Raw genomic sequence first — 15,885 nt, 5'->3', positions numbered from 1 at the left:
TGCCGCGCGGACTACCGTGGGACGGATGAGCGAGTCCGAGACCCCTCCGCGCACGCTCGCCGAGGACCTGCGGGCCCGCAGCGACGACGCGCTGACGGTGCTGCTGCGGGCGCGCCCCGACCTCGCCGCTCCCGCGCCGTCCGACATCGGACAGCTCGCCTCCCGCGCCGCCTCGCGGCCGTCCGTCGCGTGGGCGCTGGACCGGCTCGACCTCGCCCACCTCTCGACCCTGGCAGCCATGTCGGCGCTCGAGCCTCCCGTCACCCTCGCGCACCTCCGCCGCCAGGTCGACGCCGACGACGCCCGGCTCGCCGCGCTGGTGGCCCGCCTGCACGCCAGCGCCCTCGTCTGGGGGCAGCCGGACCGATGGCACGTCGTGCGCGAGGCGCGCGACGCGCTGCGGACGTTCGGCCCGCGCGGCCCGTACGACGGCCCGCCCGCGCTGCGCACGCGCCCGGTCGACGAACGACGGATGCGGCACGCGAGCGCAGGCTCGGTCATGGAGGTGCTGCAACGCGTCGAGCACCTCCTCGCCGCCTGGGGCGAGGAGCCGCCGGCGGTGCTGCGCTCCGGCGGCCACGGGGTGCGGGACGTGCGCAACGCGGCGTCGCTCCTCGGCGTCGACACGGCGCAGGTCGAGTTCCTGCTCGACCTGTCCGGCGCTGCGCGCCTCCTCGGCCGCGCCGTCCACGAGGCGCAGGGCGAGGTGTGGGCGCCGACGACGGCGTTCGACGCCTGGCGCGAAAGGTCCGCGGCCGAGCGGTGGATCACGCTCACCTCCGCGTGGAGGAGCCGCCCCGGCCGCCGCGTCCGCGCCCAGGTGCTCCGGACCCTGGCCTCGACCGAGGGCGCCGCGTACGCCGACGTCGAGGACGTCGTCGACGCCGTGGCGTGGCACCTCCCGCGGGCCGACGACGGCCGCGACGACCTCGTACGCCGGACGCTGCGCGAGGCCACCTGGCTCGGGGTCGTCGCACTCGACGCGTTGTCCCCCGCCGGCGCCGTCCTCGGGCTCCCGGACGCCCGCGACGTGGTGGAGGGCCTCCTGCCGGAGGCCGTCACCCACGTGCTGGTGCAGGCCGATCTCACCGCGGTCGCGCCGGGTCCCCTCGAGCCGAAGACCCGCGCGCGACTCGAGGACCTCGCGGTCGTCGAGTCCCGTGGTGGGGCGACCGTCTTCCGGTTCACCTCCGAGTCCCTGCGTCGTGCGCTGGACCTGGGCTGGCCGGCGTCGGAGATCCATACGTTCCTCGCGGAGATCTCGACGACACCGATCCCCCAGCCCTTGTCCTACCTGATCGACGACACCGCCCGGCTGCACGGACGGCTCCGTCTCGGCGACGCCGCCGCGTACGTCCGCGCCGACGACCCGGCCGAGCTCGAGGCGCTGCTCGCCGATCCGGTGCTCGGCCCGACGTTCCACCGGATCGCCCCGACGGTCCTGGTCAGCACGGTGCGCAGCGAGCTCCTCGCCGAGCGCCTCGCCGCGTCGGGACGCCAGGCCGCCGCCGAGGAGGCGGGCGGGGTCCTGCGCGTCCGTGACCGTGGCCAGGTCCGGGCCGAGGCGGTGGAGGTCGACCTGCGACCTCCCCCTGACCCGGCCGAGGTGGTTGCCGGGCTGCGCGCGGGCGAGATGGCGGCCTCGCTGCGTCCCGCGGACGGACGCGACGACCAGCGGGGGTCGCTGGCGACGATGGCGCAGCTGCGCGAGGCCGCCGAGCTGCAGCAGCGGATGTGGCTCGCCTACATGGACCAGGCGGGGACCCGCACAGAGCGCGTGGTCGACCCGTTGCGGGTGGATGCGGGCTGGCTCACCGCGTTCGACCACCGCACGCAGAAGGTCCAGCGGTTCGCGGTCCACCGCATCGTCCAGGTAGCGTCCGCGCCGTGACCACTTCTCGCGCGTCGGCCGCGGTCGAGCTGCCCGAGCTCCCCGCCGCCAGCTTCTACGAGCAGGTCGACGAGACGACATTCGCCTCGACCCCAGCCACCGAGAGCCCCTGGCACCCCCAGGCCCAGCACGGCGGCCCGCCTTCGGCGCTCCTCGGGCGGTGCATCGAGGCAGGCGTGGGCGACGAGCCGATGGCCGTCGGCAAGATCGACGTCGACTTCCTCGGCCCCATCCCCCAGGGCGTCTGCGCGATCGAGGTGACGGTCCTGCGCCCCGGGAGGCGGGTACGCCAGGTCCAGGCGGTGATGCTCGCCGAAGGCCGTGCCGTCGTGACGGCGCGCGCGTGGCTCGTCTCGTACGAGGAGGACCGCGCGCCGCGCACGCACAGCGCGCCCGCGCCCTCGGCCCTGCCGAAACCCCAGCCGCAGGTCACGATGCCCGGCGTCCGTGACGAGTGGGGGTACGGGCGAGCCGTCGAGTGGCGCTTCACCCAAGGCGGGTTCGGCGCCCCGGCGTCCGAGGGGGACGACGGCCGCACACGGGTGTGGGGACGCACGCGGATCCCGCTGGTGGCAGGCGAGGAGACGACCGGACTCCAGCGCCTCCTCACGCTCGCCGACTCCACGAACGGGGTCAGCTCGCGGCTGGCGGGGAGGGACTGGCTCTTCGTCCCTCCGGCGATGGGCGTGACGCTCCAGCGGGTGCCGTCGTCGGAGTGGATGCACCTCGACGCGGTCACCGACATCGAGTCGCGCGGGACCGGGGTCGCGCATGCGGTGGTCTCCGACACCGAGGGACTGTGCGGCTACGTCTCCCAGCCGCTGCTGGTGGCGCCGCGCGGCTGAGGCCGCCAGGACGGACATCGCCCCCGCCGCGGCCGGGGGTAACTGCGGCGAGGGCGATCACGGGTCGGTAACGCCTACCGACCTTCCTGCTACTTACATCCTACCGAGCGGTAAGTCAGGCCCAAAGTGATCTGCAGCGCTTACGTGGCGCAGCCTCGCCGACTAAGATCGTCGGATGGACTTCGTGGGCTACGCCGAGCGCGCGGCGCGGCTCGTCAACGCCCCGCTGGGCAGCGTCGAGGATGTCCGCGACCACCTCGCCGACCGTACGTGGCTCGTCGCGCAGGTCACCGAGCGTGACGTCCGTACGCTCCAGCGCTTCCAGCGGCGCCTGCGTCCGATGTTCGAGCACGGCAGCGCAGGACGCTCGGACGAGGTCGTCGCGACGCTCAACGCGTTGTTCGCCGCCCACCGCATCACCCCGCTGGTCGTCCCCACGACCGCCGCCGCGACCGACTCCGGCACCAGCCCCAGCGGGTGGCGTCTGCACGTCGCCGACCGCGCCGCCTCGGTCGCCGACCTCCTCGTCGCGGAGTCGCTCATGGGTCTCGCGATGCTCGTCTGCGACCTCGACCCGGGCAGGCTCGGGGTCTGCGCGGCGCACGGCTGCGTCAACGCCTACGTCGACACCTCGCCCAACCGCTCCCGCCGCTACTGCTCCGAGCGCTGCGCGTCGCGCGCCAACGTCGCGGCGTACCGTGCGCGGAAGCGGGCCGGGGCCGCCTCAGGCACCGCCGACCTTCTCACCCCGCTCGGAGGACCCGCATGACGCCACCTCGAGCCCCCGGTCGGAGCCCGCGCAGGCACTCCGGTGCTCGATCGGTCGTCGGTGAATCAGGTGCGGCCCGGCACGGCTCCGTCCCGCCAGCGGTACAGGTCACGCAGCAGCGAGACCTCGGCGCCGTGATGGATCAGCTCCCTGTTCACGTGCAGGACCCTGTTCTCCATGGGAAGTCGCTCGGGACCCGCCGCGGGCGGATTCGCCAGGTCGGCGTCCGAGAGCTCGCGGACCCCCGCGTTCCACCTCCCGTACATCTCATCGAGCTGTCTCAGCGCCTCGTCGGCGGTCCCCGCGTAGGCGAACGTCTCGGAGTCGACATCCTGGCCACCGAAGTACCATCCGACCCGATAACCCAGGCAGGAGACGATGAGGTGTGCCAGCCGCCAAGCAATCGTGGTCACCGGGGCCGGCTCAGGGCCAGGGGACGCGGAGTCCATCGTCCACTCCCCCGCACCCTCCGACCTCGGCGCGACAGAGGTGCCCCATGGGCGGATGCTCCAGCAGTCGCGTACCGGCTCCCAGAAGTACTCCTCGTCGGAAAGCCCCTCCAGCCGTGGCCGTAGGTTGTTGCGCCAGTACCAGTCCGACTGCTCCGCGAGCCGTTCGCTTCGTGTCATTGCCGCACCCTACGAACAACGAAGGCCTTGCTGCGACCGTCGCACGGGGCATAGCCCTGCTGCGACAGGCGTTGGTGCTGTCATGAGACGACGTCATCTCCGGAGGAATGCGTGTCCTGCCTGATCGTCCAGTCCGACAAGACCCTGCTGCTCGAGGTCGACCACGACCAGGCCGCGGCCTGCCGTCGCGCGATCGCGCCGTTCGCGGAGCTCGAGCGGTCCCCTGAGCACATCCACACCTACCGCATCACGCCGCTCGGCCTGTGGAACGCCCGCGCCGCGGGCCACGACGCCGAGCAGGTGGTCGACGCGCTGATGGACTACTCGCGCTACCCGGTCCCGCACGCGCTCCTGGTCGACGTCGCCGAGACGATGTCGCGCTACGGCCGTCTGCGCCTCGAGAACGCCCCCGTCCACGGCCTCGTGCTCGTGACCACCGACCGCCCGGTCCTCGAGGAGGTGATCCGTTCCAAGCGCATCGCCCCGATGCTCGGCGAGCGGATCGACGACGACACGATCGCCGTGCACCCCTCCGAGCGCGGCGCGCTCAAGCAGGCGCTGCTCAAGGTCGGCTGGCCCGCCGAGGACCTCGCCGGGTATGTCGACGGCGAGGCGCACCCGATCGCCCTGTCCGACGGCGACTGGCACATGCGCCCGTACCAGGCCGAGGCGGTCGAGTCGTTCTGGCACGGCGGCTCCGGCGTCGTCGTCCTGCCCTGCGGCGCCGGCAAGACCATCGTCGGTGCCGGCGCGATGGCCCAGGCCCGGTCCACGACGCTGATCCTGGTGACCAACACCGTCTCCGCCCGCCAGTGGAAGGAAGAGCTGCTCCGGCGCACGACCCTCACCGAGGACGAGATCGGCGAGTACAGCGGCGCCAAGAAGGAGATCCGACCCGTCACCATCGCGACGTACCAGGTGATGACGACGCGCCGGAAGGGCATCTACCCCCACCTCGAGCTGTTCGACGCACGCGACTGGGGGCTCATCGTGTACGACGAGGTGCACCTGCTGCCCGCCCCTATCTTCCGCATGACGGCCGACCTCCAGGCGCGGCGCCGGATCGGCCTCACCGCGACGCTCGTCCGCGAGGACGGGCACGAGGGGGACGTGTTCAGCCTCATCGGGCCCAAGCGCTACGACGCACCGTGGAAGGACATCGAGGCCCAGGGATACATCGCGCCCGCCGACTGCGTCGAGGTCCGGGTGACGCTCAACGACTCGGAGCGGATCGTCTACGCGACGGCGGAGGCCGACGTGCGCTACCGCCTCGCCGCCTCGACCGAGCGCAAGACGGAGGTCGTCCAGCGCCTCGTCGAGGAGCACCGCGGAGAGCCGACCCTGGTGATCGGTCAGTACATCGACCAGCTCGACGAGCTCGCCGAGCGCCTCGGCGCCCCGGTCATCAAGGGTGAGACGTCGGTGAAGGAGCGCGAGTCACTGTTCGCGGCGTTCCGCGCCGGTGAGATCGACCTGCTCGTCGTGTCGAAGGTCGCGAACTTCTCCGTCGATCTCCCGGAGGCGTCGGTGGCGATCCAGGTGTCGGGCTCGTTCGGCTCGCGCCAGGAGGAGGCGCAACGGCTCGGGCGGCTGCTGCGTCCCAAGGGTGACGGGCGGACGGCACGGTTCTACGCGGTGGTCGCACGCGACACCGTCGACGCGGAGTTCGCCCAGCACCGGCAGCGCTTCCTCGCCGAGCAGGGCTACGCCTACCGGATCGTCGACGCGGCCGACGTCTGAGCCGGCGCTCGGGGTGCCGATGAGTTCCTCGGCCGTCCGGAGTCTGTGCTGCACCAGATTCGGACGACGAGAGGCACAGCCATGCCCGCTCTTCCCGACCTCGGCCCGGCGACGCGCCGCCTCGCTGCGCTTCTCGACGGCGTCGGCGACCAGGACCTGACCCGGCCCACCCCCTGCCACTACGACGTCGCCACCCTCCTGCACCACCTCGACGGTCTGGCGCTGGCATTCACGCTCGCGGCGCGCAAGTCCGACGACCCCATGCTGCAGGCGCCTCCCGACCCCGCCGGCGGCGCGCTCGCGTCAGGGTGGCGCGAGCGCATCCCGGAGCGGCTGGACGCGCTGGCCGAGGCGTGGCGCGCGCCTACCGCGTGGGAGGGCGAGACCACCGCCGGGGGGATCACCATGCCGGCCGACGTCGCCGGGCTGGTGGCTCTCGACGAGGTGGTGCTGCACGGCTGGGACCTCGCGCGCGCGACCGGCCAGCCGTACGACGTCGACCCGGAGGCGCTCGACCTGGTCCACGACTTCGTCGCCGCGTCCGCGAGCCCGGACCAGGCGGCTGAGCGGGAGGGACTGTTCGGCCCGCCGCTCCCGGTGCCCCAGGACGCGCCGCTGCTCGACCGCGTCGTGGCGCTGGCAGGTCGTTCACCGTCCTGGCCGCACTGACGCGTGCATGCCGCGCGGAGCGGTGGTTACCGGGTGGTGTCAGCCTGAAGATTCCTACGAAGGAGAATTCCATGACTTCGACCACTGCACGCCGCGCCCTCGCCACGGGCGCCGCGACGCTTCTCGGGATCTCCGGCCTCGCCCTCTCGACAGGGGCCGCTGACGCTGCCCAGGCCACGAGGTGCGCCGGGCTGCGCGCGACGATCGTCGGCACGCAGGGCGACGACGACCTGCGCGGCACCAACGGACGCGACGTCATCGCCGGGCTCGGCGGCAATGACGAGATCAGCGGGCTCGGTGGCAACGACGTGATCTGCGGCGGCGCCGGCGCGGACGACATCGAAGGCGGGGCCGGCAACGACCGGATCCGCGGCGGAGCCGGCAACGACGACATCGAAGGCAACCGTGGCAACGACCGGCTGTGGGGCGGCCCCGGCAACGACATCCTCGTGGGCGGCCCGGGCAGGGACGTGCTGCGTGGCGGCCCCGGTCGTGACCTCCTGATCCAGGGCGTCGAGCACGACGACTGAGCTCAGCCCACGTACGTCGGGAGGCCGTGCGCCTCGAGCTGGCGCCGTACGCGGCCGACCAGCTCGGGCGACGGCGGGTTCACGTCGGACAGCGCGTACGACGCGTCAAGCCGCTCCCACTTCTCCCTTCCCATCTGGTGGAACGGGAGGATCTCGACGCGCGTGACGTTCGGCCACCGCTCGACGATCCTGGCGACGTTCTCGACGTTCTCCTCGGCGTCGGTGAGGCCGGGGACGAGGACGAACCGGACCCAGACCTCCGTCCCGCGCGCAGCGAGCCGGTCGCCGAAGTCGATCGTGGGCTGGAGCGCACGCCCGGTCACCTGCCGGTACGTCTCCTCGTCGCCGGACTTCACGTCGAGCAGGACCAGGTCGACGTCGTCGAGCATCTCGTCGGTCGCCGCGGCCCCGAGGAACCCGGAGGTGTCGAGCGCCGTGTGGACGCCGAGCTCCTTCGCCCCTCGGAGCACGTGCGCGACGAAGCGGGGCTGCATCAGCGGCTCACCGCCCGACAGCGTGATCCCGCCGCCGGTGGCGGCGAACACCGACCGGTAGCGCGCGATCCTCGCGACGAGGTCGTCGGCACGCACCTCCGTCCCGTCGCGCATCCGCCAGGTGTCGGGGTTCTGGCAGTAGAGGCAGCGCAGCGGGCAGCCGGTGAGGAACGTCGTCATCCGCGTCCCCGGCCCGTCGACGGCCGTCACGAGCTCCCACGAGTGCACCGCCCCGACCTCGCCGGAACGCATCGCCGCAAGCCGGTCCTCGCGGTCGAGCTCGACCGTGGGGACGTCGGCGAGAAGCGTGGCCGTCATCAGACCGCTCCGTGGAAGGTCCGCGAGAGGACGTCGAGCTGCTGCTCACGGGTCAGGCGGACGAAGTTCACCGCGTAGCCGGAGACCCGGACGGTGAGCTGCGGGTACTTCTCGGGGTGCTCCATAGCGTCCTCGAGCGTCTCGCGGTTCAGCACGTTGACGTTCATGTGGTAGCCGTCGGCGCCGGTGTAGGCGTCCAGCAGGCCGACGAGGTTCGTGACCTGCTCGTCCTCCGTACGGCCGAGGCCGGACGGGACCACGGTGTTCGTCAGCGAGATGCCGTCCTGCGCGTCGTCGTACGGGAGCTTGGCGACCGACAGCGCGCTGGCCAGCATGCCGTGCGTGTCGCGGCCGTTCATCGGGTTGGCGCCCGGCGCGAACGGCTCGCCCTGCCGGCGGCCGTCAGGCGTGTTGCCGGTGGCCTTGCCGTAGACCACGTTCGACGTGATCGTCAGGACGGACTGGGTGTGCAGCGCGTCGCGGTAGGTCGGGTACGCGCGCACCTTCTCCATGAACCGCTCGACGAGGTCGCGCGCGAGCGCGTCGACGCGGTCGTCGTCGTTGCCGAACGTCGGGAAGTCGCCGCTGATCTCGTAGTCCACGACGAGGCCCCGCTCGTCGAAGACCGGCACCACGGTCGCGTACCTGATCGCCGAGAGCGAGTCCGCGGCGACGGAGAGCCCGGCGATGCCGCAGGCCATCGTCCGCAGCACGTCGGAGTCGTGCAGCGCCATCTCGAGCCGCTCGTAGGCGTACTTGTCGTGCATGTAGTGGATGACGTTGAGCGCCTCCACGTACGTCGCGGCGAGCCAGTCCATCTCGGCGTCGAAGCGCCGCATCACGTCGTCGAAGTCCAGCGGGCCCTCGCCGACCGGCGGCGTCGCGGGGCCGACCTGCTTGCCGGTGATCTCGTCACGGCCGCCGTTGATCGCGTACAGCAGCGTCTTGGCGAGGTTGACCCGCGCCCCGAAGAACTGCATCTGCTTGCCGACGCGCATCGGCGAGACGCAGCACGCGATGGCGGCGTCGTCGCCCCAGTGCTCGCGGATCTGGCGGTCGGACTCGTACTGGATCGCGGAGGTGTCGATCGAGACCTTCGCGGCGAAGCGCTTGAACCCCTCAGGGAGCCGGTCGCTCCACAGGACCGTGAGGTTGGGCTCGGGTGCGGGTCCGAGGTTGTAGAGGGTCTGCAGGTAGCGGAACGTCGTCTTCGTGACGAGGGTCCGCCCGTCGTCTCCCATCCCGGCCAGCGACTCGGTGACCCAGGTCGGGTCGCCGCTGAAGAGCGCGTCGTACTCCGGGGTCCGCAGGAACCGGACGATGCGCAGCTTGATGACGAAGTCGTCGATGAGCTCCTGGGCCTGCGACTCGGTGAGGTCGCCGCGGGCGAGGTCGCGCTCGAGGTAGACGTCGAGGAACGTCGCCGTCCGTCCGAGGGACATCGCGGCGCCGTTCTGCTCCTTCACCGCGCCGAGGTAGGCGAAGTACGTCCACTGGACGGCCTCGCGCGCATCGGTCGCCGGGCCCGAGATGTCGAAGCCGTACGAGGCGGCCATCTCCTTCAGCTCATTGAGCGCGCGGATCTGCTCGCTGTTCTCCTCGCGGGCGCGGATCACGTCCTCGCTGGCCCGCTCCATGTCGAGCACCGCGCGGTCGTGACGCTTGGCGGCGATCAGGGCGTCCACGCCGTAGAGGGCCACGCGGCGGTAGTCGCCGATGATGCGACCCCGGCCGTACGCGTCGGGCAGCCCGGTGATGATGTGCGACGAGCGGGCCGCGCGGACCGCGGGCGGGTAGGCGTCGAAGACGCCCTGGTTGTGGGTCTTGCGGTACTCGGTGAAGACCTTCTTGAGCATCGGGTCGACCGGGTACCCGTACGTGTCGAGGGCCGTCTCCACCATCCGCCACCCACCGTTGGGCATCATCGCGCGCTTGAGCGGGGCGTCGGTCTGGAGCCCGACGACGACCTCCTCGTCACGGTCGATGTAGCCGGGCGCGTGGGCGGTGATCCCGGCCGGCGTCTGCCAGTCGACGTCGTAGACACCTCGCTCGCGCTCCTCTGGGAACATGGCGGTGAGCCGCTCCCAGAGCCGCGTCGTCCGCTCCGTGGGGCCCGCCAGGAAGGCGGCGTCTCCCTCGTACGGGGTGTAGTTGCGCTGAAGGAAGTCGCGGACGTCGATCCGGTCCCGCCAGGGCCCGTCGACGAAGCCTTCCCAGCCTCGGACGTCGTTCGTGTCCAGCCGCGCGTCGGTCGCGATGCTCATGTTTCCTTCCCCTCGTCAACACCGTGCCTTCTTCCTCAGTCAACACCCGAATTTTGTTGTTTGAGCCACCAAATGGTGTCGTCTTGGACACATTGGACAGTTGCCCACGTACACCCCGGGTCGGCGATGCACGTCGACCCGAGCCGCCGTAGGCTCGACAAGTGCACCCCCGCATCAGGCTCGAGCTGGCGAAGCGCTGGTCCGAGCCACACCGCGAGCATCACGACACCGATCACCTCGCCGAGGTCATCGGCGCTCTTGACGTGCTCGCCGACGAGGGACTCGTCTTCGACGTCGAGCTGACCCGCACGGCCGCGTGGTTCCACGACGCGGTCTACGACGTCCACCGCGACGACAGCGTCGCCCGCTCCGCGCAGCTCGCTCAACGATGGCTCGGCCCGGACCAGGGAGACCGCGTCGCCGAGATCGTGCTGTCGACCCAGGACCACGTTGCACCGGACGGCGACGTCGAGGCCGCCGCTCTCTGCGACGCCGACCTCAGCATCCTCGGGCAGAGCGAGGAACGGTACGACCGGTACGCCGCGGCGATCCGCGCGGAGAACGACTACCTACCGGCCACCGAGTACCGTGCGCTGCGGGCGAAGGTGATGGCGCGCTACCAGAACCGTCCCCAGATCTTCGTGACCGAGCCGGGCTACCGGCTCTGGGAGACACCCGCCCGCGTGAACATCGCGCGCGAGCTCACCGGTCTCGGTCGCCCGGTCCCCGTCTGACGATCAGCCCACGCAACTTGGTGTCGACGCTTACTCTGGACGCCGTGACGGAGTACCTCCTCGAGGCGCGTGCCCGCGTCCTGCACGACCTGGACGCCTGCCGCATGGCTGACGCGACTGCCGTCTCGGTCCTCGAGGACGCGTTGAGCCAGCGCGGGTGGTGGGTGTCCCAGTGGCCGGACGGGGCTCCGTTCCTCGTCGGCCTCGTCGCCCAGGACGTCCAGGACGCCCTGCTGGACGCCGGCAGCCGCTGGCCGCGGTGCACGGCGTGCGAGGAGACGGCCGAGCACACGCTGGGCGTGGAGCCGGAGCTCGGCGAAGCACCGCGGTGGGTGTGCACCGAGTCCGGCATCGACGTCGCCCCGCTCGGAGGGCTCCGGGCGCTGCAGCGCTGACGGACCTGCTCAGCGCCCGCGGCGCCCCCGGACGACCCGCCACACCACGAACGCGACCACCGCGCCGACCGCGAGGCGTGGGCCGTACCGCTTGAGCACCACCGGCAGCACCGTCGCCCCGAGGTCGAGCTCGGCGGCGTCGGACGCGAGCGGGTCGCCCTTCGGCCCGCCGACCGGCGTCGGTGAGGGAGCGGGCCCGGACGCGTCCGCCGCGTGCCTGCCCGGCGCAGGCGCGGCCGGCGCTGCCGGCGCAGGCTCGGGCGAGGCGACGACCTCCTCCGGCGGCGGCGCCGACAGCTTCTCGCTGATGCACCCGACGAACTGCGACAACAGCTTGTCGCTCACGTCCTGGATGACCCCACGCCCGAACTGCGCCGGCTTGCCGGTGATCGCGAGGTCCGTCGCAACCTCCACCCTCGTGCCGTCACCGTCGGGGAAGAGCCGGGCCGTGACCTTCGCCCCCGCCGTCCCCTGGCCGCGCTTGTCCTTCCCCTTCGCGTCGATCACGACCCGACGGTCGGCCTCGTCGCGCTCGACGTACGTCCCCGCACCGCCGTACATCAGCGAGATCGGCCCGAGCTTGATCTTGATCGTGCCGGTGAAGTCGTTCTCGTCGACCACCTCGACCGTCGCTCCTGGCATGCAGGGCGCGATGGACTCCAGGTCGTTGAACGCCGCCCAGGTCGTCTCGATCGGGGCGGGGACGGTGAACGTGTGCGTCAGCTCCATCAGGCCCCCGCAGCCCGCAGCACCGCACGCCGGGCCAGCACCCGCGCGAGGTGGCGGCGGTAGTCGGCCGTTCCGTTCAGGTCCTCGGGCGGCGTGGTGCCGTCGGCCACCCCGGCGACGGCCGCCTCGACCGCCTCGGCGACGGGCGAGACTCCGATGAGCGCCTGCTCGGCCGCCTCGGGGCGCACCGGCGTCGAGCCCATGTTCGTCAGCCCGAGCCTCACCTCGGCGATCGACGAGCCGTCGAGGCGCACGGTCGCCGCGACCGCGACGATCGACCACTGCTGCGAGACACGGACGAACTTCTCGTAGGCCGCGCCCCACCCGGTGTGCTTCGGGACCCGCACCGCGGTGAGGATCTCGTCCTCTCCGACGGCGGTCGTGAAGAGGTCGACGAAGAACTCCGCGGCCGGAACCGTACGGGTGCCGCCGGGCCCCGCGATCTCGAAGGACGCCCCGAGCGCCAGTGCCGGCGCCGGCAGGTCTCCTGCGGGGTCGGCGTGCACGAGGGCTCCGCCGAACGTGCCGCGGTGGCGTACCTGCGGGTCGGCGACCGTCGAGGCCGCCTCCGCCAGCAGCGCCGCGTGCTCACGGACCAGACCGCTGGACGCGACCTCGTGGTGCGGCGTCATCGCCCCGATCACCAGGTCGTCGGCGTCCTCGCGGATGCCGCGCAGCCCGTCGATGCGCCCCAGGTCCACGATCAGCTCAGGACCGGCCAGCCTCAACTTGAGGACGGGGATCAGGCTCTGGCCGCCGGCGAGGACCTTGACGTCGTCGCCGCCCTCGGCGAGCAGGCGTACGGCGTCCTCCACCGTCTCGGGCGCCTCGTAGTCGAAAGCTGTCGGAATCACTTGTCTTCCCCCTGGTCCGTACCCGTCTGGACCGCGCCGGTCGACGCGATGTCGCGTTCAGCGACCTCGGGGCTGTTCACCGTCGGTGCGGCGGCTGCGGCCCCCCGGCCCTTGTCCGCTCCTTGCAGCGCCGCCCAGACTCGGTTGGGCGAGCATGGCATGAGGATGTCATCGACTCCGAGATGTCGCACGGCGTCGATCACCCCGTTGACGATGGCGGGGGTCGACGCGATGGTCCCCGCCTCCCCGACACCCTTCACGCCGAGGACGTTCGTCGTCGACGCCGTCTCGGTCCGGTCGGTGACGAACGACGGCAGGTCGGCAGCGCTCGGGACGAGGTAGTCCACGAACGACCCGGTCACGAGCGTCCCGGACTCGTCGTGGACGGCCTCTTCGTACAGCGCCTGGGCGATGCCCTGGGCGAGCCCGCCGTGGACCTGGCCCTCGACGATGAGCGGGTTGATCACGTTGCCGATGTCGTCGACGCAGACGTACGTGCGCAAGGACACCTCGCCCGTCTCGGTGTCGACCTCCATCGCGGCGAGGTGCGTGCCGTGCGGGAACGAGAAGTTCTCCGGGTCGAACGTCGCGTCAGAGTCCAGGCTGGCCTCGACGCCGTCCGGGAGGTCGTGCGCGGCGAACGTCGCGAGCGCGACGTCCCCGAGCGCCACGGCCTGGTCGGTGCCGCGGACGGTGAACTTCCCGCCGGCGAACTCGAGGTCGTCCTCCGCCGCCTCGAGCATGTGGGCCGCGATGACCTTCGCCTTCGCGATGACCTTGTCCGCTGCCGCCACGACCGCCATGCCGCCGACTGCCAGGGAACGGGAGCCGTACGTGTCGAGGCCACGTTGCGCGATCGCGGTGTCGCCGTGCAGCACCTCGACGTTCTCGAACGGAACGCCGAGCCGGTCGGCGACGATCTGGCTCCACGCCGTCTCGTGCCCCTGGCCGTGCGGGCTCACGCCGGTGACGACCTCGACGTTGCCGGTCGGCAGCACCCGCACCTGGGCGTACTCCCAGCCGCCGGCGCCGTAGTCGAGCGACCCGAGGACCCGCGACGGGGCGAGCCCGCACATCTCCGTGAACGTCGAGACGCCGATCCCGAGCTGGACCCGGTCGCCCTCCTCACGCCGCCGCTTCTGCTCGGCCCGCAGCTCGTCGTACCCGAGGAGGTCGAGCGCCTTCTGCGTCGCCGCCTCGTAGTTGCCGGAGTCGTACTCGAGCCCGCACACCGTCGTGAACGGGAACTCCTCGTGGGCGATCCAGTTCTTGCGGCGCAGCTCGATCGGGTCCATGTCGAGCTCGGCGGCGAGGTCGTCCATGAGGCGCTCGATCGCGAAGGTCGCCTCCGGGCGTCCGGCGCCGCGGTAGGCGTCGGTCCACGCCTTGTTGGTGAAGAGGTTGGTGCACTCGAAGCGGTACGAGGGGAACTTGTAGATCGCCGGGAACATGAACGCGCCCAGGATCGGCACGCCCGAGGTGACGAGCCCGAGGTAGGCCCCCATGTCGGCCAGCAGCGCGACCTTGAGCCCCGTCACGGTGCCGTCGCGCTTGGCCGAGAGGCTGAGGCGCTGCACCTGCGCACGCCCATGGTGCGCCGCCATGAGCGACTCCGAGCGGGTCTCGGTGTACTTGCAGGGCTTGCCGGTACGGCGCGCCACGATCATCGTGACGACCTCCTCCGGGGTTACCTGGAGCTTGCCGCCGAAGCCGCCGCCCACGTCCGGGGCGATCACCCGGACCTTGGACTCGGGGATGCTGAGGGTGAGGGCGAGCATCAGGCGCAGGATGTGCGGCACCTGGGTCGCGGACCACATCGTCGTCTGCTCTCCGGTCGGGTCGACCACGGTTGAGCGCGGCTCCATGAAGGCCGGGATGAGGCGTTGCTGGTAGTAGGTCCGCTCGACGAGGATCTCGTCCTCGGCGTCGCGCGCGTGCGTGATCGCCTCCTCGACGTTGCCGCCGGTGCCGGCCTCGCCGGAGTCGAAGACCCAGAACGCGGACTTGTTGGTGCCGAGGTCGGGGTGCGCGAGAACGGTGTCCTTCTCCGCCTCCTCGAGGTCGAGGACGACCGGCAGCTCCTCGTAGTCGACGTCGACGAGGTCGGCCGCGTCCTGCGCCTCGCTCTTGCTGCGGGCGACGACCACGGCGACGATCTGGCCCGCGAAGGCGACGCGGTCCACGGCGATCGGCGGGTGGTGCGGCGCCTTCTGCTCCGGGGTGATGGGCCAGGCGTTCGGCAGCGAGCCGGAGAGGTCCGAGACGTCGGCGCCCGTGAGGACGCTGACGACCCCCGGCGCGGATGCGGCCGCCGTCTTGTCGAGCGCGGTGATGCGGGCGTGGGCGAACGGGCTGCGCACCATCGCGAGGTGCAGCATGCCCGGCAGGACGATGTTGTCGGTGTAGCGCGAACGCCCTGTGATCAGGCGCTGGTCTTCTTTGCGGCGGCGGGGCGAGCCGATCTCGGTGACGGTCATGCCACACCTGCCTCGTCCGCAGGCGCCCCCGTACGACCCGACATCTCCTTGGCACCGGCCTGGACGGCCTTGACGATGTTCTGGTAGCCCGTGCAGCGGCACAGGTTGCCCTCGAGGTTCTCGCGTACGGTCGCCTCGTCCGGGTCGGGGTGCTCTGTCGCCAGGTCGATCGACTGCATGATCATGCCGGGCGTGCAGAACCCGCACTGCAGGGCGTGGGACTCGTGGAACGCCTGCTGCATGGGGTGCAGCGTGCCGTCCTCGGAGGCGATCCCCTCGATCGTCGTGACGTCGTGCCCGTCGGCCTGGACCGCGAACATCGTGCACGACTTGACGCTGCGTCCGTCGAGGTGGACGGTGCAGGCGCCGCAGTTCGTCGTGTCGCAGCCGACCAGCGTGCCGGTCTTGCCCAGCTGCTCGCGGAGGTACTGGACGAGAAGGGTCCGGGGTTCGACGTCGTCGGAGTACGAGACCCCGTCGACGGTGAGGGTGATCGGTTTCTTGGCCATGGACTTCACTCCGCTCGGCGTTGCACGTGCCCGACTGG

General features: G+C 71.6%; 15 protein-coding genes. 8 read left to right on the top strand and 7 right to left on the bottom strand.

The features are described 5' to 3' along the window. The first annotated feature begins 25 nt into the window (after positions 1–25). The 3 genes from NYZ95_RS02535 to NYZ95_RS02525 all read left to right on the top strand — a co-directional run bounded on the left by NYZ95_RS02535 (position 26) and on the right by NYZ95_RS02525 (position 3,505). Positions 26–1,891, top strand: a complete 1,866-nt coding sequence (locus tag NYZ95_RS02535) for a helicase-associated domain-containing protein (RefSeq protein ID WP_262848375.1) — start codon at positions 26–28, stop codon at positions 1,889–1,891. Beyond that, positions 1,888–2,736 carry a thioesterase family protein gene (locus NYZ95_RS02530; RefSeq protein ID WP_262848373.1) on the top strand — a complete coding sequence of 283 codons (849 nt, stop codon included), beginning with the start codon at positions 1,888–1,890 and terminating at the stop codon, positions 2,734–2,736. The genes NYZ95_RS02535 and NYZ95_RS02530 overlap by 4 nt, the downstream gene beginning before the upstream one ends. A gap of 175 nt (positions 2,737–2,911) precedes the next feature. Continuing rightward, complete coding sequence (locus NYZ95_RS02525; RefSeq protein ID WP_262848371.1) at positions 2,912–3,505, top strand: CGNR zinc finger domain-containing protein; 594 nt, start codon at positions 2,912–2,914, stop codon at positions 3,503–3,505. A 65-nt stretch (positions 3,506–3,570) separates the two neighbouring features. On the opposite strand, the gene NYZ95_RS02520 is transcribed toward NYZ95_RS02525, so the two are convergent. Then, complete coding sequence (locus tag NYZ95_RS02520; RefSeq protein WP_262848369.1) at positions 3,571–4,134, bottom strand: DinB family protein; 564 nt, start codon at positions 4,132–4,134, stop codon at positions 3,571–3,573. Between the two features lie 111 nt (positions 4,135–4,245). Between NYZ95_RS02520 and NYZ95_RS02515 the strand changes: the two genes are divergently transcribed. The 3 genes from NYZ95_RS02515 (at position 4,246) to NYZ95_RS02505 (ending at position 7,073) form a co-directional block, all read left to right on the top strand. Then, a complete protein-coding gene (locus NYZ95_RS02515; RefSeq protein WP_262848367.1) occupies positions 4,246–5,874 on the top strand; it encodes a DNA repair helicase XPB in 1,629 nt (542 codons plus the stop codon). An 81-nt stretch (positions 5,875–5,955) separates the two neighbouring features. Continuing rightward, entirely contained in the window at positions 5,956–6,543 is a 588-nt protein-coding gene (locus NYZ95_RS02510; protein WP_262848365.1) for a TIGR03086 family metal-binding protein, read from the top strand. 71 nt (positions 6,544–6,614) lie between these two features. After that, complete coding sequence (locus NYZ95_RS02505; protein WP_262848363.1) at positions 6,615–7,073, top strand: calcium-binding protein; 459 nt, start codon at positions 6,615–6,617, stop codon at positions 7,071–7,073. A gap of 2 nt (positions 7,074–7,075) precedes the next feature. Here NYZ95_RS02505 and pflA read toward each other — a convergent pair whose 3' ends face one another. After that, entirely contained in the window at positions 7,076–7,885 is an 810-nt protein-coding gene (gene pflA / locus NYZ95_RS02500) for a pyruvate formate-lyase-activating protein (RefSeq protein WP_262848362.1), read from the bottom strand. Further along, positions 7,885–10,149, bottom strand: coding sequence for a formate C-acetyltransferase (gene pflB / locus NYZ95_RS02495; protein ID WP_262848360.1), 2,265 nt, complete (start codon positions 10,147–10,149; stop codon positions 7,885–7,887). The genes pflA and pflB overlap by 1 nt, the downstream gene beginning before the upstream one ends. 161 nt (positions 10,150–10,310) lie before the next feature. On the opposite strand from pflB, the gene NYZ95_RS02490 reads away from it, so the two are divergent. Together NYZ95_RS02490 and NYZ95_RS02485 are read left to right on the top strand one after the other, a co-directional pair. After that, complete coding sequence (locus NYZ95_RS02490; RefSeq protein ID WP_262848358.1) at positions 10,311–10,883, top strand: HD domain-containing protein; 573 nt, start codon at positions 10,311–10,313, stop codon at positions 10,881–10,883. A gap of 44 nt (positions 10,884–10,927) precedes the next feature. After that, positions 10,928–11,278, top strand: coding sequence for a DUF8819 family protein (locus NYZ95_RS02485; protein ID WP_262848356.1), 351 nt, complete (start codon positions 10,928–10,930; stop codon positions 11,276–11,278). Between the two features lie 9 nt (positions 11,279–11,287). Here NYZ95_RS02485 and NYZ95_RS02480 read toward each other — a convergent pair whose 3' ends face one another. The 4 genes from NYZ95_RS02480 to NYZ95_RS02465 are packed head-to-tail and all read right to left on the bottom strand — an operon-like array spanning position 11,288 to position 15,847. After that, positions 11,288–12,007 carry an SRPBCC family protein gene (locus NYZ95_RS02480; RefSeq protein ID WP_262848354.1) on the bottom strand — a complete coding sequence of 240 codons (720 nt, stop codon included), beginning with the start codon at positions 12,005–12,007 and terminating at the stop codon, positions 11,288–11,290. Continuing rightward, complete coding sequence (locus NYZ95_RS02475; RefSeq protein WP_262848352.1) at positions 12,007–12,861, bottom strand: FAD binding domain-containing protein; 855 nt, start codon at positions 12,859–12,861, stop codon at positions 12,007–12,009. Before NYZ95_RS02475 ends, NYZ95_RS02480 begins: the two co-directional genes overlap by 1 nt. After that, positions 12,858–15,338, bottom strand: coding sequence for a xanthine dehydrogenase family protein molybdopterin-binding subunit (locus NYZ95_RS02470; RefSeq protein WP_262848350.1), 2,481 nt, complete (start codon positions 15,336–15,338; stop codon positions 12,858–12,860). Before NYZ95_RS02470 ends, NYZ95_RS02475 begins: the two co-directional genes overlap by 4 nt. Further along, a complete protein-coding gene (locus NYZ95_RS02465) occupies positions 15,335–15,847 on the bottom strand; it encodes a (2Fe-2S)-binding protein (protein WP_262848349.1) in 513 nt (170 codons plus the stop codon). Before NYZ95_RS02465 ends, NYZ95_RS02470 begins: the two co-directional genes overlap by 4 nt. Positions 15,848–15,885: the final 38 nt, after the last annotated feature.

Origin of the sequence: Mumia quercus, from assembly GCF_025506335.1 — a bacterium.
Lineage (GTDB): Bacteria > Actinomycetota > Actinomycetes > Propionibacteriales > Nocardioidaceae > Mumia > Mumia quercus.
The sequence above is the reverse complement of the archived record's forward strand: the minus strand, read 5'-3'. Positions and strand labels throughout refer to the sequence as shown.